Source organism: Stenotrophomonas maltophilia group sp. RNC7 (assembly GCF_030910085.1).
In the GTDB taxonomy this organism is placed as follows: Bacteria; Pseudomonadota; Gammaproteobacteria; order Xanthomonadales; family Xanthomonadaceae; genus Stenotrophomonas; species Stenotrophomonas sepilia.
The window spans coordinates 59,695-77,144 of sequence record NZ_JAVFVN010000740.1 but is presented as its reverse complement, the minus strand read 5'-3'; the positions used below and the strand labels follow the sequence as shown (position 1 = coordinate 77,144).

19 protein-coding genes and 2 riboswitches are annotated in these 17,450 nt (G+C 66.9%); of the genes, 6 read left to right on the top strand and 13 right to left on the bottom strand.

Translation table 11 applies throughout. From position 1 onward, the window contains the following. Window positions 1–29 precede the first annotated feature (29 nt). Both RCF13_RS16745 and RCF13_RS16740 read right to left on the bottom strand, forming a co-directional pair. Window positions 30–650, bottom strand: a complete 621-nt coding sequence (locus tag RCF13_RS16745) for a glutathione S-transferase (RefSeq protein WP_134968663.1) — start codon at window positions 648–650, stop codon at window positions 30–32. Between the two features lie 112 nt (window positions 651–762). Continuing rightward, window positions 763–1,542 (bottom strand): NYN domain-containing protein, encoded by a 780-nt coding sequence (locus RCF13_RS16740; protein ID WP_049470953.1) that lies wholly within the window; start codon window positions 1,540–1,542, stop codon window positions 763–765. Window positions 1,543–1,664: 122 nt separating this feature from the next. Here RCF13_RS16740 and RCF13_RS16735 point away from each other — a divergent pair, with 122 nt between their 5' ends. After that, entirely contained in the window at window positions 1,665–2,945 is a 1,281-nt protein-coding gene (locus RCF13_RS16735; RefSeq protein ID WP_134968662.1) for an NAD(P)/FAD-dependent oxidoreductase, read from the top strand. Window positions 2,946–3,027: 82 nt separating this feature from the next. On the opposite strand, the gene RCF13_RS16730 is transcribed toward RCF13_RS16735, so the two are convergent. Both RCF13_RS16730 and RCF13_RS16725 read right to left on the bottom strand, forming a co-directional pair. Further along, the gene (locus tag RCF13_RS16730; RefSeq protein ID WP_061478141.1) at window positions 3,028–3,459 is read right to left on the bottom strand and encodes a nuclear transport factor 2 family protein; all 432 of its coding nucleotides are present in this window, start codon (window positions 3,457–3,459) and stop codon (window positions 3,028–3,030) included. 152 nt (window positions 3,460–3,611) lie between these two features. Further along, window positions 3,612–3,887, bottom strand: a complete 276-nt coding sequence (locus tag RCF13_RS16725) for a GIY-YIG nuclease family protein (protein ID WP_231352340.1) — start codon at window positions 3,885–3,887, stop codon at window positions 3,612–3,614. 40 nt (window positions 3,888–3,927) lie between these two features. Continuing rightward, window positions 3,928–4,017: riboswitch (glycine riboswitch) on the top strand. Between the two features lie 13 nt (window positions 4,018–4,030). Beyond that, a riboswitch (glycine riboswitch) is annotated at window positions 4,031–4,134 on the top strand. A gap of 84 nt (window positions 4,135–4,218) precedes the next feature. On the opposite strand from RCF13_RS16725, the gene RCF13_RS16720 reads away from it, so the two are divergent. Together RCF13_RS16720 and RCF13_RS16715 are read left to right on the top strand one after the other, a co-directional pair. After that, window positions 4,219–4,836, top strand: a complete 618-nt coding sequence (locus tag RCF13_RS16720; protein ID WP_308141353.1) for a trimeric intracellular cation channel family protein — start codon at window positions 4,219–4,221, stop codon at window positions 4,834–4,836. Continuing rightward, complete coding sequence (locus RCF13_RS16715) at window positions 4,833–4,982, top strand: hypothetical protein (protein ID WP_308141352.1); 150 nt, start codon at window positions 4,833–4,835, stop codon at window positions 4,980–4,982. Before RCF13_RS16720 ends, RCF13_RS16715 begins: the two co-directional genes overlap by 4 nt. Before the next feature lie 65 nt (window positions 4,983–5,047). On the opposite strand, the gene RCF13_RS16710 is transcribed toward RCF13_RS16715, so the two are convergent. From RCF13_RS16710 to RCF13_RS16685, 6 genes are all read right to left on the bottom strand, one after another. Then, window positions 5,048–6,121, bottom strand: coding sequence for a 3-deoxy-7-phosphoheptulonate synthase (locus RCF13_RS16710; protein WP_053443579.1), 1,074 nt, complete (start codon window positions 6,119–6,121; stop codon window positions 5,048–5,050). A 295-nt stretch (window positions 6,122–6,416) separates the two neighbouring features. Continuing rightward, complete coding sequence (locus RCF13_RS16705; protein WP_005419663.1) at window positions 6,417–6,674, bottom strand: hypothetical protein; 258 nt, start codon at window positions 6,672–6,674, stop codon at window positions 6,417–6,419. A 185-nt stretch (window positions 6,675–6,859) separates the two neighbouring features. Further along, window positions 6,860–7,600, bottom strand: coding sequence for a DNA alkylation repair protein (locus RCF13_RS16700; RefSeq protein WP_134968659.1), 741 nt, complete (start codon window positions 7,598–7,600; stop codon window positions 6,860–6,862). Then, complete coding sequence (locus RCF13_RS16695) at window positions 7,597–8,097, bottom strand: MarR family transcriptional regulator (protein ID WP_134968658.1); 501 nt, start codon at window positions 8,095–8,097, stop codon at window positions 7,597–7,599. Before RCF13_RS16695 ends, RCF13_RS16700 begins: the two co-directional genes overlap by 4 nt. A 71-nt stretch (window positions 8,098–8,168) precedes the next feature. Beyond that, a complete protein-coding gene (locus RCF13_RS16690) occupies window positions 8,169–9,467 on the bottom strand; it encodes an ATP-binding protein (RefSeq protein WP_231352342.1) in 1,299 nt (432 codons plus the stop codon). Between the two features lie 32 nt (window positions 9,468–9,499). Next, on the bottom strand, window positions 9,500–10,207 hold the full coding sequence (locus RCF13_RS16685; protein ID WP_061478145.1) for a response regulator transcription factor: 708 nt from the start codon (window positions 10,205–10,207) through the stop codon (window positions 9,500–9,502). A gap of 106 nt (window positions 10,208–10,313) precedes the next feature. Between RCF13_RS16685 and RCF13_RS16680 the strand changes: the two genes are divergently transcribed. Then, window positions 10,314–11,237, top strand: coding sequence for an aspartyl protease family protein (locus tag RCF13_RS16680; protein WP_134968657.1), 924 nt, complete (start codon window positions 10,314–10,316; stop codon window positions 11,235–11,237). A 68-nt stretch (window positions 11,238–11,305) separates the two neighbouring features. Beyond that, window positions 11,306–12,466 (top strand): serine hydrolase domain-containing protein, encoded by a 1,161-nt coding sequence (locus tag RCF13_RS16675; protein WP_061478147.1) that lies wholly within the window; start codon window positions 11,306–11,308, stop codon window positions 12,464–12,466. Between the two features lie 71 nt (window positions 12,467–12,537). On the opposite strand, the gene RCF13_RS16670 is transcribed toward RCF13_RS16675, so the two are convergent. From RCF13_RS16670 to RCF13_RS16660, 3 genes are all read right to left on the bottom strand, one after another. Beyond that, window positions 12,538–13,149 (bottom strand): DUF6445 family protein, encoded by a 612-nt coding sequence (locus RCF13_RS16670; RefSeq protein ID WP_134969294.1) that lies wholly within the window; start codon window positions 13,147–13,149, stop codon window positions 12,538–12,540. Window positions 13,150–13,286: 137 nt separating this feature from the next. After that, the gene (groL, locus tag RCF13_RS16665) at window positions 13,287–14,936 is read right to left on the bottom strand and encodes a chaperonin GroEL (RefSeq protein WP_005411226.1); all 1,650 of its coding nucleotides are present in this window, start codon (window positions 14,934–14,936) and stop codon (window positions 13,287–13,289) included. 81 nt (window positions 14,937–15,017) lie between these two features. Continuing rightward, window positions 15,018–15,305, bottom strand: a complete 288-nt coding sequence (locus tag RCF13_RS16660) for a co-chaperone GroES (protein WP_005411227.1) — start codon at window positions 15,303–15,305, stop codon at window positions 15,018–15,020. A 311-nt stretch (window positions 15,306–15,616) separates the two neighbouring features. Here RCF13_RS16660 and RCF13_RS16655 point away from each other — a divergent pair, with 311 nt between their 5' ends. Further along, entirely contained in the window at window positions 15,617–17,407 is a 1,791-nt protein-coding gene (locus RCF13_RS16655; RefSeq protein ID WP_061478149.1) for an endonuclease, read from the top strand. Window positions 17,408–17,450: the final 43 nt, after the last annotated feature.

Below are 17,450 nucleotides of genomic sequence, written 5' to 3'. Positions count from 1 at the left end.
CTCGGCTGCGTTTCAGTACCGGGCAGTGCTTACGTCAGCGGCGACATCACGCCGCGCTGGTAGGCCGGTCGCTCGCGCAGGCGCGCATACCAATCCGCCAGGTGCGGAAGCTCCGGTCGCTGGATCGGCAGTTCGAACCAGGCATAGACCAGCGAGCCCAGCGGGATGTCGCCCATCGCGAACGTCTCGCCCGACAGCCACGGCTGCCTGGCCAGGATGGCGTCGGCCATCGCCAGGTAGTCACCGGCGCGCACGATGGCGGCATTGATCCGCGCTTCATCGCGGTCGGCCGGCGCGGTGCGCATGATGCCCCAGACCAGGTCGCTGTACAGCGGCGCCATCCGCGAAGTGCTCCAGTCCATCCACTTCTCGGCCTGGGCGCGCTCCATCGGGTCTGCGGCGTACAGCGTGCCCAGCGCATAGCGCGCGCTCAGGTAGCGCACGATGGCGTTCGATTCCCACAGCGGCAGGCCGTGGTCTTCGATCACCGGCACCAGGCCGTTGGGATTCATCGCCTGGTACTCCGGCGTCTGCGTGCCGCCGTGGCTGCCGCCGACCTCGATGGATTCGTACGGCAGGCCGATTTCCTCGGCACACCACAGCACCTTGCGGACGTTGCTGGAATTGCGGCGGCCCCAGATCTTCAACATGCAGGTTTCCTTTGCTGGAGTTGCGAGCGGCAACGATACGCCTGATCGTTACGGGTGTGTGCGTGCCGGATGCGGGATCGGGCGCCTGCGCGCTGCCGGCCAGCGGCCGGCACTACCGGTTCTTTTTTGGCAGCGCGCGCACGTAGGACGACTTGCCATCCTTCTTCAGTTCGAACAGGCCGATCGCCGCCAGCAGGTCGCTGAGCTTGCCGTAGCCATAGTTGCGCGGATCGAACGAGGCCTGGTTGCCGATCTGGCTGCCGACCGGGCCGAGGTGCGACCAGCCATCCTCACCCTCGGCCGCGGACACCGCACGGCGCAGCATCTTCACCAGCCGGGTGTCACTGCGCATTTCCGCACCGCTCTTGCGCGGACGCGCATCGTCGTTGGCCACCGGCTCGTTCGAGGCCTGCTCGCTGGACGCCTGTTCGGCATCCGGCACGCTGGCATGGGTCTGGCCCAGTGCCTCCAGGTAGGTGAACTTCGAGCACGCATTGACGAATGGCTCGGGCGTCTTCTTCTCGCCGAAGCCATATACCTTCACGCCATCGGTCAGCAGGCGCATCACCATCGGGGTGAAGTCCGCATCGCTGGAGACGATGGCGAAGCCATCAAGGTTGCGCGCGTACAGCAGGTCCATGGCATCGATCACCATCGCCATGTCCGAAGCGTTCTTGCCCTTGCTGTAGGCGAACTGCTGGATCGGGCGGATCGCATACTCATGCAGCACCGCTTCCCACCCCTTCAATCGCGGGCTCTTCCAGTTGCCGTAGGCACGGCGCACGTTGGCCACGCCGTAGCGGGCGACTTCCGCCAGGACCTCGTCGATCTTCGAGGCCGGCGCATTGTCGGCGTCGATCAACAGGGCGATGCGCTTTTCCGGTTCGCTCATGGGCTCCTCACGGGCCGTTGCCTGAACCCGAGTATCGCCGATCCGGGCAGGCGCTGACGTGACAGGCGGCCGCCGTGCGAAGATGCCAGGCGCTTCCCCCGATGCCCCACTGGAGTGAGTCGATGAGTCGCGAACGCGTTCCCCACCTGGTCGTTGTCGGCGGCGGTTTTGCCGGTCTCTGGGCCACCCGTGCCCTGGCCCGCGAGCGCATACGCATCACCCTGGTCGATCGCCGCAACCATCACCTGTTCCAGCCGCTGCTGTACCAGGTGGCCACCGCCGGCCTGTCCGCGCCGGATATCGCCGCACCGCTGCGCCACATCCTCGGCCACCAGCGCAATGTGGAAGTCCGCCTCGGCGAAGTGGTGGCCATCGACAAGCAGGCGCGGCAGATCCGCATGGCCGATGGCAGCACGCTGGACTACGACAGCCTGCTGCTGGCCACCGGCGCCACCCACGCCTACTTCGGCAACGATCAGTGGGCCCATGATGCGCCCGGCCTGAAAACGCTGGACGATGCCATCGCGCTGCGCCGCAAGCTGCTGCTGGCGTTCGAACGCGCCGAGGCCGAACCGGACCCGGCGAAGAAGGCGGCGTGGCTGAGTTTCGCCATCGTCGGTGGTGGTCCCACCGGCGTCGAACTGGCCGGCACCCTGGCCGAGATCGCGCGCCACACGCTGCGCAACGAATTCCGCCACATCGACCCGGCCAGCGCCAGGGTGCGGCTGGTCGAGGCTGGGCCGCGCGTGCTGTCCTCGTTCCCGGATGTGCTTTCGCTGAAGGCGCGCCGCCAACTTGAAAAACTGGGCGTGGAAGTGCTGACCGGAACCCCGGTGAGCGACATCGACAGCCAGGGCTTCAAGCTCGGCGAACAGTTCATACCGGCGCGCACCGTGGTCTGGGCCGCCGGCGTGGCCGCTTCACCGCTGGCGCGCACGCTGGACGTGCCACTGGACCGCGCCGGACGCGTGCCGGTGCAACCGGACCTGACCCTGCCCGATCACCCGGAGCTGTTCGTGGCCGGCGACCTGGCCGCATTGAGCCAGGCCGACGGCAAGCCGGTTCCCGGTGTGGCACCGGCCGCCAAGCAGATGGGCAAGTACGTGGCCGAGGTGATCCGCGCACGGCTGCACGGCAAGCCCGAGCCCGGTCCGTTCAAGTACGCCGACTACGGCAACCTGGCCACCATCGGCCGCATGGCCGCGATCGTGCACCTGGGCCGGCTGCAGTTGTCTGGTGTGCTGGCGTGGTGGTTCTGGCTGGCCGCGCACGTGTTCTTCCTGATCGGCTTCCGCAACCGCATCGTGGTGCTGCTGAACTGGGCGGTCGCGTACTGGAGCTACCAGCGCAGTGCGCGCATCATCTTCGGTGATGACCAGGATGACCGGCGGCCGAGGCGCTAGGAGCGCACGCATGCTCCTGTAGCGCCGAGCCATGCTCGGCTGCACTTCGCGCGGATTGCAGAAGCCGAGCATGGGCTCGGCTCTACGGCGCCTTCGGTTTCGGGTACCACAACGCGTTGACGATGACCCAGCGCTGGTCGAAGCGCCCCATGTGGAAGTAATCGACGAACCACGGGGTCTCCAGCCGCACCGAGGCCGCGTTGCCGGTCACGTCCAGCACCGTGCAGCGACGATCCCATTGATCCTTCGGGGTCTTCAACGCGCCCTGCTTCGTCAGCGAGACCAGCTCTTCCTTCGACATCCGGCGCAGGCCCAGCCGTTCGTCGGGTGTATCGCCGAGCACAGCGCGCTTGGCCAGGTCCGGATGCAGGGAGCGGGCGACGCGCTGCGGGTCGGCCTCCAGCTGGCCATCGACGTAGTCGTGGCAGGTGGCTTCGATGGCCGCGATCGTGGTGGCGTCGGCAGTGGGGCTGGCTGCTGCAGAAAGCGCGAACAACAGGGCAACGGTGGACATCCGGGTCTCCAGCGCTGAGGGCTGGGCGATCATGGCATGGCCGGGTGCACCCCATCCACGCATGGCGTGGATCTACCGGCGATGTTGTAGAGCCGAGCCCATGCTCGGCTGATGCTTGTCGCCGAGTCCAGCAGCCGAGCGTGGGCTCGGCTCTACAGAAGGCCGGAATCCGGCGCCTGCAGCCAGGCCAGCTTGCGTTCGCGGGGCTGCTGCTTGAGTTGCCACTCGGCGCGTGAGGCGGCGGCCCGGTCCGGGTATTCGCGCACGGCCAGCACGCGCAGCGGTGGCCGGGCCCGGGTGTAGCGCGCGCCCTTGCCGGCCTGGTGGGCGGCGAAACGCGCGTCTACGTCGGTGCTGATGCCGGCGTAATAGCTGCCGTCGCGGCATTCGAGCAGGTACAGGAACCACGGGCGGAGGGACGGGACCATGCCTGGATTATGCCGTGCTGCACTGCAGCGGATATACTGGCGCCCGAATGCAGGAGAGTGGCGCCGCGCTGGCGCCCGCCGAAGGCGCAGGCTCCCATGATCGCTCAGGCCGGTGGGCTGGAATCCCACCAACCATGCATTCGACTCGCCGAGCTGGAGAGAGGTCACCGGGCACGCCCGGGACGACCCGCCGAAGGGGCACGTGGCCAACGCCGCTGAACTCTCAGGCAAAAGGACAGCGGGAGCGGCACCGGTCATCGTCATCCCGTCATTGCGCAGGCAGTGGCGGTAGTCGCGCATGGCCGGCCCCACCGCGCCCGGAGCCTGTTCCATGCTGCTGTCCATCATCTACCTGATTGCCATTTCCGCCGAAGCCATGACCGGTGCACTGTCTGCCGGCCACCGCCGCATGGACCTGTTCGGAGTGGTCATGATCGCCTGTGTCACTGCCCTCGGTGGTGGATCACTGCGCGACATCCTGCTCGGCCACTATCCGCTGGGCTGGGTGAAGCATCCCGAATACCTGGGGTTCACCGTATGCGCGGCGCTGATCGCCACCTGGGTGGCACGCTGGATGCACCACTTCCGCCGCACCTTCCTGGTGCTCGATGGCCTGGGCCTGATCGCCTTCACCCTGATCGGCTGCTCGATTGCGCGCGAAGCCGGCCATGCGATGCCGATCGTGCTGATCGCCGGCATGCTGACAGGCGCGTTCGGCGGCGTGCTGCGCGACATCCTCTGCAACGAGGTGCCGCTGATCTTCCAGAAGGAGCTGTACGCGATCATCGCGCTGCTGACCGGCGCGGCGTATCTGTTGCTGCTGCACTGGGGCGTGGCCGACGCCACCGCGATCCTGTGCTGCCTCGGCGGCGGCTTCGCGCTGCGCCTGATGGCGATCCACTACCGCTGGGAAATGCCGAAGTTCGTGTACCACGACGAAGTGCATTGAACGATAGCGTGTTCGCCGGGCATGGCCCGGCGCTACCCTTCGCGCCCTGCACCACCCCGGCGATGTACCTGGCGCTGTCGCTCATGCGCAGCGCCAGGCGCATCGCCGGTGCAGATGGGCCGGTCTCCAACTCCGGCCGGCCCTGATCGCGGCCGCACCCCCGCAGGCGCTGGCCGCCATCCACACACGTGCCGCCATCAGGCGGCTTCATTCACGCTGCTTCGGACACCTTCACTTCACGACGGGCACGCACGGCCGCAGCCAGTCGCTCCAGCACCGTCACGGTGGTGTCCCAGTCGATGCAGCCATCGGTGATGCTCTGCCCGTAGACCAGCGGCTGGCCTTCCACCAGTTCCTGGCGGCCACCGACCAGATGGCTCTCGATCATCACGCCCACGATGCGCTGCTCGCCGTCTTCCAGCTGAACGGCGATGTCGTCGATCACCTTCGGCTGGTTCTCGGGGTTCTTCAGGCTGTTGGCATGGCTGGCATCGATCATCAGGCGCGCCGGCAGCTTGGCCTTGGCCAGCACCTGGCAGGCCTCAGCCACGCTGCCAGCGTCGTAGTTCGGTTGCTTGCCACCGCGCAGGATCACATGGCAATCCGGGTTGCCGGTGGTCGACACGATGGCAGTGCCACCCTGCTTGGTGACCGACAGGAAATGATGCGGGTTGGATGCCGCACCCACTGCGTCGGCGGCGATCTTCACGTTGCCATCGGTGCCGTTCTTGAAACCGACGGGGCACGACAGCCCCGAAGCCAGCTCGCGATGCACCTGGCTTTCGGTGGTGCGTGCGCCGATCGCGCCCCATGCCACCAGGTCGGCGATGTACTGCGGCGAGATCACGTCGAGGAACTCGACACCGGCCGGCAGGCCGAGCTTGTTGATGTCGCGCAGGAGGCCACGTGCGATGCGCAGGCCCTTGTCGATCCTGAAGCTGCCATCCAGGTCCGGGTCGTTGATCAGGCCCTTCCAGCCCACCGTGGTGCGCGGCTTCTCGAAGTACACGCGCATGACGATTTCCAGCTCGCCAGCCAGCGCGTCGCGCAGCGGCTTCAGGCGCTGGGCGTACTCGATGGCGGCCTTCGGGTCGTGGATCGAGCATGGGCCGACCACCACTGCCAGGCGGTCGTCACGGCCATGCAGGATCTGGTGCAGGGCCGCGCGCGAGGCGCTGACGGTGTCGGAGGCTTCATCGTCACAGGGCAGCATCGCCAGCAGCTGGGCAGGCGGTGTCAGCGGTTCGATGGTGCGGATACGCAGGTCGTCGGTGTGCGGGGGCATTGCAGGAGATCTCCGGAACGTTGGGGGTCCCCAGCGTGGCGGCATGAAAAAAGCCGCCAGGTTCGCTGGCGGCTTTCGGGAATGCGTCTGAAGCTTTCTTCAGGGTGAGCGCAGTCCTTCCTCCGCCAGTGGCTTCGGAAAGTAATACCAGTAAAAGCGGGTGGCGGCTGCGTTCATGGGATCTATTGATAGCACAGCTTTTGCGCAGTGCAAAATGTTTCATCCGCAACTGGGCGCGCGGTTCAGTGATGCGCCTGACCGCGCAGCCCACGCGGTGGCCGCCGTGCAAGGTCGCTCATCTGCCATGCACTTCCACGTCCAGCAGCAGGCCTTCGTGGATGTCGGCCCAGCGCTCCAGCACGCGGTCCAGCTCCTGCCGGGCCTCGTCCAGCTGCTCGGGATTGAGCAGGGAACGGGTGGTGTAGAGATCGGACACCAGCCGGCGCAGTACCGCTTCCGGGATGGCCACCGAGGGCCCTTCCATCTGCGGCAGCTGCAGTGCCGGCGTATCGCCCTGCGGGCCGTACAGCGTTACCTGGAGCGTGCTCTGCATGATCAACTTCCCTGCGGATGGACATGGGCAATGTCCTGTTTACCGCGTCCGGGTGACAGACGCATGTGCCATGCGCCTCCGGAGGCGCTGTTACAAGGCGGCCAGAGCGGTGTAGAGCTCGATGAGGGTGTAGGACATGGAAGGCCTTCCTTGAGGTTGATGAGGTTGCCGGCCAGCGGCCGGCACTACCGCAACGAGCGCATGGCGCGTTTGCGGATGTAGGCATTGGCATCGCCAGGGTGCTGCTGTTGCCACCGCGTGCACAGCTCATGCAGCCACTGCGGCTGAGTCTTGCCGGCATCGTTGAGCCAGTTCCCGACCGAGTCCTGCACGTAGCGCTCCGGGTCGTTGGCCATTGCTTCCAGCATCGGCAACGCGAGTTCTGGATGCTGCTTGAACAGCGCGATATGCGTGGACCACACGCCTCGTGGGCGCAGCGCTTCGCAGGCGAAGCGGCGCAGGTAAGGCGATGCTTCCTGCGTCCACACCTGCAGGTACTCAAGCGCCTGCAACGGTGCGGCAACGATGTCGCTGCGCAGCGCCAGCCATGCCCATTCGCGCACGCCGAAGTGCGGGTCGTCAGCCAGCGGACGCATCGCCTGCAGCTTGGCCGGCAGCGCCGCGCCGGCATCGCTGCCAATCAGGTAGCAGGCCCAGCCACGCACGGTGTCTGATGCGTGTGCCTGCCAGTGCGCGGGATCACCCTGCCCGGCTTCGTGCAGCAACCGCGCCGCCAGCGCCATGCGCTGGGTGATGCCCTTGCCGGAGGCGTCGCGCATACGTTGCAGCGCTTCCGGCTCGAGCACAGGTGCCACCCCCTGCAACAGCGCGGCGAAATCCACTGCCAGGCATTCGGCCAGATGCGTGGCAGCGGCACCACCGCTGTTGAGTGCACGCAGCCGTTCCGCGGGAATGGGCGTGCTCATGCGGCGGCTTCCCGCCCGGTGTCCGTGTGCTGCCAGACCTTGTGCAGCAGCTGTGACAGCTGCCGCCGTTCATCAGCATCCAGGCCGTTGAACAGGCCGCTGATCCATTGTGTGTGCTGCTCGAACAGCGACTCGGCCAAACGCTTGCCCGGTGCGGTCAACACGATCTGCAGACGACGGCCATCCTCGTCATCGCTGCGACGCTGCAGCAGGCCTTCGCGCTGCAGGCCATCGAGCAGGCCGCTGATGGTGGCCCGGGTCACGCCAGCGCGCTCGGCCAGCGCGTGCGGCGCCAGTGCGCCGCCGGCCCCGTGCAGCAGGAACAGCACGATGAAGCGACCCTCGCTGAGCCCGTGCGGTGCCAACCGCGCAGCGCAGTCGCGATCGATCGACGAGGACAACGAGAGCAGCTGGAAGCACAGGCGCAGCTGCGCGATGTTGGCGTGGCCGCGCCGCTGCGCTTCCTCCAGCAACGCCTGATGCTTGGCTTCGATCATCCTTTCCTCACTGGCTGATTAGGCACCTAATCATATGGAAGAGTGGCCATTGGAAGCAAATCTGAGTTGACTCAGGAAGTGCGTCCCAGCAGCAGCCGCGCGATCAGCCCCCCGCCCTCGCGGTGCAACAGCTGAAGTTCGCCCGCGTGGCGCTTCGCCACGTTGGCAGCCACGGCCAGTCCAAGTCCGGCGCCCCCGGTGGCGCGGCTACGCGAGCCCTCGCTGCGCTGGAACGGTTGCAGCAGGCGTGCGCGATCGATCTCGGCGATGCCAGGGCCGCGGTCCATCACGTCCAGCTGCACTCCATCCCCCGCCATGGCGACCCACAGCTCCACGGCGCCCGCGTAGCGCTCGGCGTTGTCGATGAGATTGTCGACCGCGCGCCGGAGCAGCAGCGCATCGCCATGCCACGGCAACGTATCCGGGCCCTGAAGGGAAATGTCGACCCCGCGCAGCAGCGCCGCCTGCACGCAGTCCTCCAGCAGCGCTGAAAGATCCAGCATCCGCATCTGCAACGGCTGCAGCTCACCGCGTGCGTAGTCGAGCACCTGCTCGATCATCGTATCCATGCGCTCGATGTCTGCCACCATCCTGGCGGCCTGTGGCGCGGGAGCGAACTCCGCGCGCAGGCGCAGGCCGGTCAAGGGCGTGCGCAGGTCATGCGCCACGGCCGCCAGCATATGCGTCATGTCCCGTGCCTGGGCGCGCAGACGTTCGCGACCGGTGCTGATCGCTGTGGCCAGTACCTGCACTTCGCGTGGACCGTCATCAGGCAATGGCGTTTCGGCCTGCAGGTCGACCCGTGCGCTGGCTTCAGCCAGGCGTCGCAGCGGGCGCCCCAACCGGATCGCCGCCCACGCCGCCAGAGGGGCCAGCAGGATCGCACCGCCCAGCAGGGCGAGCATCACCTGGCGGCGCCAGGCCGCCAGGTCACTGTGGTCGCTGCCGACCACCCGCCATCGGCCATCGGCTTGCCGCATCCCCAGTTCGAACGGCGGCCACTGCATGGCGGTCAGCAACGCGGCCTGCGATTTCAGCACGCCAGCACGAGCGGAGGCGTCCAGTACCGCGCCACCCTCGATGACCTGCACATCGGGCGCCCTGCCCTGCCCCGTCCACACCAGGCGTACATTCCTGGCCGGCAGGTCCATCTGCAGCGCCGCCAACTGGGTGAGCCAGTTACTGGCGCTGCCCCGGGGTGGCGCGTCCTGCGTCGACATATGCAATCCCAGTGGCGCCGGCGCCTGTTCCCCACGCAGCACCTGCATCGCATGGTCCAGCCGCATCGGTGGCGGCGCGGGCCGGGGCATCCACCCCACTACCGCCACGCTGACCAGGGTTGCCAGCAGCAGGCTGGCCAAGGCCAGCATCGCGATCCAGCGGGTGGTTGACCACCGGCTGCTCACAACACCCCTACCTCCGCGTTGAAGCGGTACCCTTCGCCACGCAGTGTCTGCACAAGGGCTTCAGCGCCGGACGCGGCCTGCCCGAGCTTGCGGCGCAGGCGGCTGATCGCAAGGTCGACGGCACGGTCCACGCTGTCGCTGGCTTCTCCGCGACTCAACTGCAGCAGCTGTTCGCGCGCCAGCACCCGCCCGGGACGTTCAGCCAGTGCCAGCAGCAGGGAGAATTCGCCGCGACTCAGCACCAGTTCGGCGCCATCCGGCGCGAACAGGCGACGCTGGTCAGGCAGCAATCGCCAGCCATCAAACCGCAGCTCGCTGGCCACCTGTGCGCGCAGTTTGTCCTGCCTGCGCAGCAGCGCGCGTACCCGCGCCAACAGCTCGCGCGGGTCAAACGGCTTGGCCAGGTAGTCGTCCGCGCCCATCTCCAGGCCGATCACGCGATCCGGCGCGGCCCCCATCGCCGACAGCATCAGGATCGGGATCGCCCGCGCCTGCAGCCGGCGGCAAACCGACAGGCCATCCTCACCGGGCATCATCCAGTCGAGGATGATCAGGTCAGGACGTTCAACCTGCAGCAACACGTCCAGCGCTGTTGCATCCGCCGCCACACGCACCTGGTAGCCGTGCAGCAGCAGGTGGTCGGCGATGGCGTCGCGAATGCTGGCATCGTCATCGACGACGATGACGCGGATGGGAGTGTTCATTCGCCCAGTATCCCGCACCTGTGTATCAGGACGGTATCAACGCCGATATCGCGGTGATACGCCGCTGCGCGCCAATGGTCGCCCACGATCACTGCGGAGTCTCCCCTTGCGCCTGTTCCTGCTGCCCCTGTTCGCCATCCCCTTGCCGACGCTCGCCTCCGATGCCGCCGAGCACGTCCTGCCGATGTGGATGCAGGGCGGTCATCCGGCAGTGGCCGTCTCGCTGGACGGGCGTTCAGAGCCGCTGCGCTTCGTGGTCGACAGTGCCGCCGGGGCAACCCTGGTCGATGCACGCGTAGTGCGGCGCTATGGTTTGCAGGATGCGGAAGCGGCAATGTCGCAGGCCCAGGGCGCGAGCGCGAAGGCGGCGCGGTTGCAGCGCATGCGCAGCACAGCGTGGCAGCTGGGCAGTTGGCAATTGAAGGCCAGCGGCATGCAGGTCGACCTGTCATCGCTGGCGAAGGGCGATGATCCGGCCATTGACGGCTTGATCGGCAACGACCTGACCGGGCGCTGGGACACCCGTTGGGACTTCGGCCGCAATCAACTGGCGCTGTGGACACCCGGCGGCTTGGACCTGGAAGGACCGGGTTGCCAACCCAATGCGCTGCCCGGCCGCGATGACGGCCTGCGCCAGTTCGGCTTCATCACGCTTGCCTTGGGTACGCCCGGCGTGGACGCCATCGCCGTGGTCGACACCGGTGCCGCGCAGACCGTCCTCAACGCCGAAGCAGCCCGCGCACTGGGCCTGCGCACCGACGGCAGCGATGCTCGGGTGCGTGCACGTGAAGAGGGCACCGAGGGGCTGGGTGGCGGTGCACAGGCAACCTGGCTGTACACCCTGCCCGGCATGACCGGCGGCATCTGGCAGCACCCGCCGATGGAGGTCCGGATCAGCGAACTGCCGGTGTTCAGGGTGATCGGCCTGGAGGCGCGACCGGCCTTGATCCTCGGTGCCGACGCGATGCGCGGTGGCCAGGTGGACATCGGTGCGGGTGCCGCGCGGATCTGCCTGCGCCGACCCGGCTGACGTCCGGCGCATGACGGCGGGAGCTGGCAGGCGTAGCATCGCGCCACGTCCCGCCAGGAGTTCCACGCATGCGCCGTGCTGTCCTGCTGTTGCTGACGCTGCTCCCGCCGGCCGTGCTGGCCGCGCCGCCGCTACCCTCGCCCGCGCGCATCGATGCCGAAGCACAGCGGCTGATGCAGGCGGCGCATGCGCGCGGGATGGCGCTGGCGGTGATCGATGGCGGCAAGGTGGTACACGTGGCCGCCTACGGCGAACGCAACGCCGCAGGCGAGCCACTGCGCACCGATACCGTGATGTACGCCGCCTCGCTGACCAAGATGGCGTTCGGCCACCTGGTCGCACAGCTTGCCCAGGACGCACGGATCGAGCTGGACGCCAGCATCGCCACGGCGCTGGACAAGCCGCTGCCGGACTACCCGCCGGAGCCGAAGAAGTACGCCGACTACAGCGTACTGGCCGATGATGCGCGCTGGCGCCAGCTCACCCCGCGCCTGCTGCTCAACCATTCCAGTGGCTTCGCCAACTTCGGCTTTCTCGAACCCGATGGCCGCCTGAAGTTCCACTTCGATCCGGGCAGTCGTTATGGGTATTCCGGCGAAGGGCTGATCCTGTTGCAGTTCGTGATCGAGCGTGGACGGCTGGGCCAGGACGTGGGTGCATTGATGCAGCGGCAGGTATTCGACCGCTTCGGCATGGTCCGCACCAGCATGATGTGGCGTGAGGATTTCGCCGCCAACCTGGCCGATGGCTGGACAGCGGAAGGCACGGCCGAGCCGCACGATGAACGCAGCCGCGTGCGTGCGGCCGGTTCGATGGATACCACCATCGCCGACATGGCGCGCTTCGCCGCCGGCTATGTCCGCGGCGATGGGCTGTCGCCTGCAATGCGCAGGGAACTGGTGCGGCCGCAGCTGCCGATCACCACCGCCAGCCAGTTCCCCACGCTGCAGCCGGAGCTGCCCGTGGCGCAGCAACGCAAGGATCTGGCCGCGGGCCTGGGCGTGGTGACGTTCCGCGGCCCGCAGGGCGCAGGCTTCTACAAGGGCGGCCACGACGATGCGGTCGGCAACACGCTGGTGTGCATCGAACGGCACAAACGCTGCGTGGTGATTCTGGGCAACGATGTACGGGCGGAAGCTGCGTTCCCGGCACTGGTGGCATTCGTACTGGGCGATACCGGCGTGCCGTGGCAGTGGGAGTATGGCGCGGCGAAGGCATTCGTCGAATGAGGGTGCGATGACGCCTGCATGGCGAACGCGGCTGGGAGAGGAGCATCCACGCCATGCGTGGATGGCACTCCTCAGCGCGCCTGCTCGAAGAACATCAGGTATACCAGCCGGCCATTCTCCGGTCGATCACCGAACGCTGGCCCGGCGGTGTGCCAGAACCAGGGCCGCAGCAGCACCAGCCGGTTGAAGCGCATCGGAATGCGCATGGTCATTTCCCACTGGCTGTCGTCATTGCTGTCGCGCTCGATGATGTCGCGATGCATGTCGCCGCCGTTGGCGTAGCCCAATGCGGCCAGCTCCGCCGCGTCCAGGGCCATGCGCTCGGTGCCGGTACGGCGATGGCGGAAGAACTCGGTGCCGCCCTCGCAGTGCTCCGGTGCACTCAGGTAGAGAATGCCCGACCAGTGCGAGTGGTCGGCGTGCACCTTGGCGCGGCCGGTGTCGCCGGCGAGGGTAAGGCGGAACTTGCCGTGCGACTGCAGCGGGTTGACCGGCCGCAGCGGTTCGTTGACCAGTCGCGAGACCGCACCGGACAGTCCCTCCAACTCCAGCCGCTGCTGTGAATTGCGGCCGGGGAATGCGCCCTCCTGGACGGGATAGTCCAGGCCCAGTGCCGCCTGGCGCAACCCCTGCGCATCGGCGGGAGAAAGGAAGTCGTCAACGACGATGAACGAAGTAGGCATGGTTACCGAGCGTAGCGATGCACTGCGGCGACGGCAACCGGGCAACGAAAAACCCCGCCTTGCGGCGGGGTTCTTCTTTACATCACATCGGGAAGGCGTGCCGACCGAGGCCGGCAACGACCGCCGGAGGCGTGGACTTAGAAGTCCATGCCGCCCATGCCGCCCATGCCACCCATGCCACCAGCGCCGCCCATGGCCGGCTCGTCCTTCTTCGGAGCTTCGGCAACCATGGCTTCGGTGGTGATCATCAGGCCGGCGATCGAGGCCGCGTTCTGCAGGGCCGAACGGGTCACCTTGGTCGGGTCCAGGATGCCGAACTGCAGCATGTCGCCGAACTCGCCGGTGGCCGCGTTGTAGCCGAAGCTGCCGGTGCCTTCCTTGACCTTGTTGATGATGACCGACGGCTCGTCGCCAGCGTTGGCCACGATCTCGCGCAGCGGGGCTTCCATCGCACGCAGGGCGATCTGGATGCCGTGGTTCTGGTCTTCGTTGGCACCCTTCAGGCCGGCCAGCGCGGTGATCGCGCGGACCAGGGCAACGCCGCCGCCCGGGACCACGCCTTCTTCAACGGCTGCACGGGTGGCGTGCAGGGCGTCGTCGACGCGATCCTTCTTTTCCTTCATTTCGATTTCGGTCGAGGCGCCGACCTTGATCACGGCAACGCCGCCGGCCAGCTTGGCCACGCGTTCCTGCAACTTCTCGCGATCGTAATCCGAGGAGGTGTCCTGGATCTGGGTCTTGATCTGCGCCACGCGTGCATCAACGTTGGCCTTGTCGCCGACGCCGTCGATGATGGTGGTGTTCTCCTTGGAGACCTGCACCTTCTTGGCGCGGCCCAGGTCCTTGATGGTGGCCTTTTCCAGCGACAGGCCGACTTCTTCGGAGATCACGGTGCCGCCGGTCAGCACGGCCATGTCTTCCAGCATCGCCTTGCGACGGTCACCGAAGCCCGGGGCCTTGACGGCCACGACCTTGACGATGCCACGGATGGTGTTGACCACCAGGGTCGCCAGCGCTTCGCCTTCGACTTCTTCAGCGACGATCAGCAGCGGCTTGCCGGCCTTGGCGACGCCTTCCAGCACCGGCAGCAGGTCACGGACGTTGGAGATCTTCTTGTCGTGCAGCAGGATGAACGGATCATCCAGGTCAGCGGTCTGCGACTGCTGGTTGTTGATGAAGTACGGCGACAGGTAGCCGCGGTCGAACTGCATGCCCTTGACCACGTCCAGCTCGTTGTCCAGGCCCGAGCCTTCTTCAACGGTGATGACGCCTTCCTTGCCGACTTCCTTCATCGCGTCAGCGATGATCTGGCCGATCGACTCATCCGAGTTGGCCGAGATGGTACCGACCTGGGCGATCGCCTTGTCGTCGGCGGTCGGCTTGGAGATGTTCTTCAGCTCGGCGACGGCAGCCGAAACGGCCTTGTCGATACCGCGCTTGAGGTCCATCGGATTCATGCCGGCGGCAACGGCCTTGGCGCCTTCGCGGATCAGGGCCTGGGCCAGCACGGTGGCGGTGGTGGTGCCGTCGCCGGCATCGTCGTTGGTGCGCGAAGCAACTTCCTTCACCATCTGCGCACCCATGTTCTCGAACTTGTCAGCCAGTTCGATTTCCTTGGCGACGGAGACGCCGTCCTTGGTGATGGTCGGGGCGCCGAAGCTCTTTTCCAGCACGACGTTGCGGCCCTTCGGGCCCAGGGTGGCCTTGACGGCATTGGCGAGAACATTGACGCCGCGCACCATGCGCGAACGGGCGTCTTCACCGAAACGAATATCCTTGGCAGCCATTGCATTTACCTCATTGGTAGCGCCGGACGATGCCCGGCGGCTGGGAGTTTGGGATCAGGTTGAAACAGGTCGCGCCGGGGCTCAGCCGATGACGGCGAGCACGTCGTCTTCGCGCAGGACCTTGTATTCGACGCCTTCGCTCTTGTACGAGCTGCCGGCGTACTGGCCGTAGATGACCTTGTCGCCGACCTTCAGCGACGGCGCGCGCACGTTGCCGTTGTCCAGCGGCTTGCCCGGGCCGACGGCCACGACCTCACCCTTGGTGGACTTTTCCTTGGCCGAGTCGGGGATGACGATGCCACCGGCGGAGATTTCGTCGGCTTCGATCGGCTTGACCACAACGCGGTCGTGCAGCGGCTTGATGCTCATAGGAGACCTCTTAAGTGATTGATTGGTCTAAAAAAGTCCGGCGATGTTAGCACTCACCCCAGGCGAGTGCCAGAACCGCACGTGAAGAAACCCGACAACGTCGGGAGCAGGGCAGAGATGGAGCCCTGCCGCCCCCTTTCAAGGGCGGAATGAAAAAATTTTTTCGCCCGCGCGCCTCGGCCAGGGCGTCGGTCCAGATCAATTTCGGTGACAAGCGTCGCACTGTCAGATATCTGACGTTCATTTACGACAAAGTGTCACTGGATCGGCCTTAGGCTCGGTCAGGCATTCCCAATCACAAGGAGTAGTCGATGCGATTGCTGTCCCCGCTTGCCGCCGCCTGCCTGCTGGCGCTGGCCGCCGCGCCGGTCCAGGCCGAGGTCTTCATCAATGAACTGCACTACGACGACAGCACCGCCGCCGGTGACGTCGGCGAAGCGATCGAGGTCGTAGCCACTGCCGGTGAGGACCTGTCCGGTTACCGCCTGTACCTCTACAACGGCAGCAACCCGTCGGCCGCCACCGTCTACGCCAACAATCCGGTCCCGGCCGGCACCGCCGCCGGCTGCGGCAGCGCCACCATCGCCGTGGTCAACTACCCGACCAACGGCCTCCAGAATGGTCCGAACGACGGCATCGCCCTGGTCGATGCCAGCGGCAAGGTGGTCCAGTTCCTCAGCTACGAGGGCGCCATCACCGCCTCCGGTGGCCCTGCCGCCGGCATGACCAGCCAGAACATCCCGGTGGCCGAAAGCAACAGCACCGCGCCGGGCACCTCGCTGCAGCTGACCGGCAGCGGCAGCCAGTACGCCCACTTCACCTGGGCCGAATCGGCCGGGCAGACGTTCGGCAGCTGCAACAACGGCCAGACCTTCAGCGGCGGTGGCACGCCAGGCCCCAACACGCCGCCGTCAGTGTCCACCACCACCCCGGCGCAGGGCAGCAGCACCTTCCCCGCTGCCGCCGACCTGGAAGTGGTGTTCAGCGAGACGGTGAACCTGGCCAGTGGCGCCTTCGCCCTGAGCTGCGGCACCTCCGGCAGCGTGCCGCTGACCTTCCCGGCCAGCGGCCGCAGCGTGAAGCTGTCCACCAATACCGCGCTGGTGGCCGGTGAAGCCTGCCGCTTCGACATCCGCGCCGCGCGCATCACCGACCTGCAGGGCGCGCATCCGGCCGCCGACAGCCGCATCGCCTTCACCGTGGCCAGCACCGGCGGCAATCCGGACCCAGGCAACCCGGGCGTGCCGGCCGGCTACTACTCCAGGGTCAACACCAGCAGCCCCAGCCAGCTGCGCTGCTCGCTGCACGCCACCATCAAGGGCCATACCGCCTACCCGTACAGCGGCTCGGGCACCAGCACCTGGACCATCCTGGAAATTGCCGACGAGGATCCGAACAACCCGAACCGCATCCTCGATGCCTACCGCAACCGCAGCTACGCCAAGGTCAGTGATCGTGCGGGCACCGGCAGCGGCCTGACCTACAACCGCGAGCACACCTGGCCGAACTCGCTGGGCTTTGCCACCACCACCGGTGACAAGGGCCTGCCCTACGCGCCGTACACCGACACGCACATGCTGTACCTGACCGACGCGCAGTGGAACGCCGACCGTGGCAACAAGCCGTTCGCCAAGTGCGATGCCAGCTGCGGCGAGCGTGCCACCGAAGCCAACAATGGGCAGGGCGGCGGCAGCGGCGGCTACCCGGGCAATTCCAACTGGGTGCGCACGCCGGACGGCAACACCGGCACCTTCGAGGTGTGGGGCAAGCGCAAGGGCGACATGGCGCGTGCGGTGATGTACATGGCGATCCGCTATGAGGGTGGCAAGGATGCGGCCACCGGTCAGTCCGAGCCGGACCTGGAGCTGACCGACGACCGCAGCAAGATCGTCAAGACCAGCAGTTCGCCGGCCTACATGGGCCTGCTGTCGACGCTGATCGACTGGCACCTGTCCGATCCGCCGGATGATGCCGAGCGGGCCCGCAATGACGTGGTCTACAGCTTCCAGGGCAATCGCAACCCGTTCATCGACCACCCCGAGTGGGCGACCCCGGCCCTGTTCACCTCGGCCAAGCCAGCCACCTGCCAGCTGGCCAACTGACCGCGCAACGCAGCGGTCCACTGCCGCCGCCGGGCCCTGACCC

What these genes read in the sequence shown, in the direction of transcription:
- RCF13_RS16700 (WP_134968659.1), bottom strand. Translation starts at nt 7,600, where the DNA reads ATGAGCACGCCCATTCCCGCGGAACGGCTGCGTGCACTCAACAGCGGT.
- RCF13_RS16730 (WP_061478141.1), bottom strand. Translation starts at nt 3,459, where the DNA reads ATGTCCACCGTTGCCCTGTTGTTCGCGCTTTCTGCAGCAGCCAGCCCC.
- RCF13_RS16695 (WP_134968658.1), bottom strand. Translation starts at nt 8,097, where the DNA reads ATGATCGAAGCCAAGCATCAGGCGTTGCTGGAGGAAGCGCAGCGGCGC.
- RCF13_RS16660 (WP_005411227.1), bottom strand. Translation starts at nt 15,305, where the DNA reads ATGAGCATCAAGCCGCTGCACGACCGCGTTGTGGTCAAGCCGATCGAA.
- RCF13_RS16710 (WP_053443579.1), bottom strand. Translation starts at nt 6,121, where the DNA reads ATGCCCCCGCACACCGACGACCTGCGTATCCGCACCATCGAACCGCTG.
- RCF13_RS16720 (WP_308141353.1), top strand. Translation starts at nt 4,219, where the DNA reads ATGCTGCTGTCCATCATCTACCTGATTGCCATTTCCGCCGAAGCCATG.
- RCF13_RS16725 (WP_231352340.1), bottom strand. Translation starts at nt 3,887, where the DNA reads ATGGTCCCGTCCCTCCGCCCGTGGTTCCTGTACCTGCTCGAATGCCGC.
- RCF13_RS16745 (WP_134968663.1), bottom strand. Translation starts at nt 650, where the DNA reads ATGTTGAAGATCTGGGGCCGCCGCAATTCCAGCAACGTCCGCAAGGTG.
- RCF13_RS16690 (WP_231352342.1), bottom strand. Translation starts at nt 9,467, where the DNA reads ATGCTGGCCTTGGCCAGCCTGCTGCTGGCAACCCTGGTCAGCGTGGCG.
- groL (WP_005411226.1), bottom strand. Translation starts at nt 14,936, where the DNA reads ATGGCTGCCAAGGATATTCGTTTCGGTGAAGACGCCCGTTCGCGCATG.
- RCF13_RS16740 (WP_049470953.1), bottom strand. Translation starts at nt 1,542, where the DNA reads ATGAGCGAACCGGAAAAGCGCATCGCCCTGTTGATCGACGCCGACAAT.
- RCF13_RS16670 (WP_134969294.1), bottom strand. Translation starts at nt 13,149, where the DNA reads ATGCCTACTTCGTTCATCGTCGTTGACGACTTCCTTTCTCCCGCCGAT.
- RCF13_RS16705 (WP_005419663.1), bottom strand. Translation starts at nt 6,674, where the DNA reads ATGCAGAGCACGCTCCAGGTAACGCTGTACGGCCCGCAGGGCGATACG.
- RCF13_RS16685 (WP_061478145.1), bottom strand. Translation starts at nt 10,207, where the DNA reads ATGAACACTCCCATCCGCGTCATCGTCGTCGATGACGATGCCAGCATT.
- RCF13_RS16735 (WP_134968662.1), top strand. Translation starts at nt 1,665, where the DNA reads ATGAGTCGCGAACGCGTTCCCCACCTGGTCGTTGTCGGCGGCGGTTTT.
- RCF13_RS16655 (WP_061478149.1), top strand. Translation starts at nt 15,617, where the DNA reads ATGCGATTGCTGTCCCCGCTTGCCGCCGCCTGCCTGCTGGCGCTGGCC.
- RCF13_RS16675 (WP_061478147.1), top strand. Translation starts at nt 11,306, where the DNA reads ATGCGCCGTGCTGTCCTGCTGTTGCTGACGCTGCTCCCGCCGGCCGTG.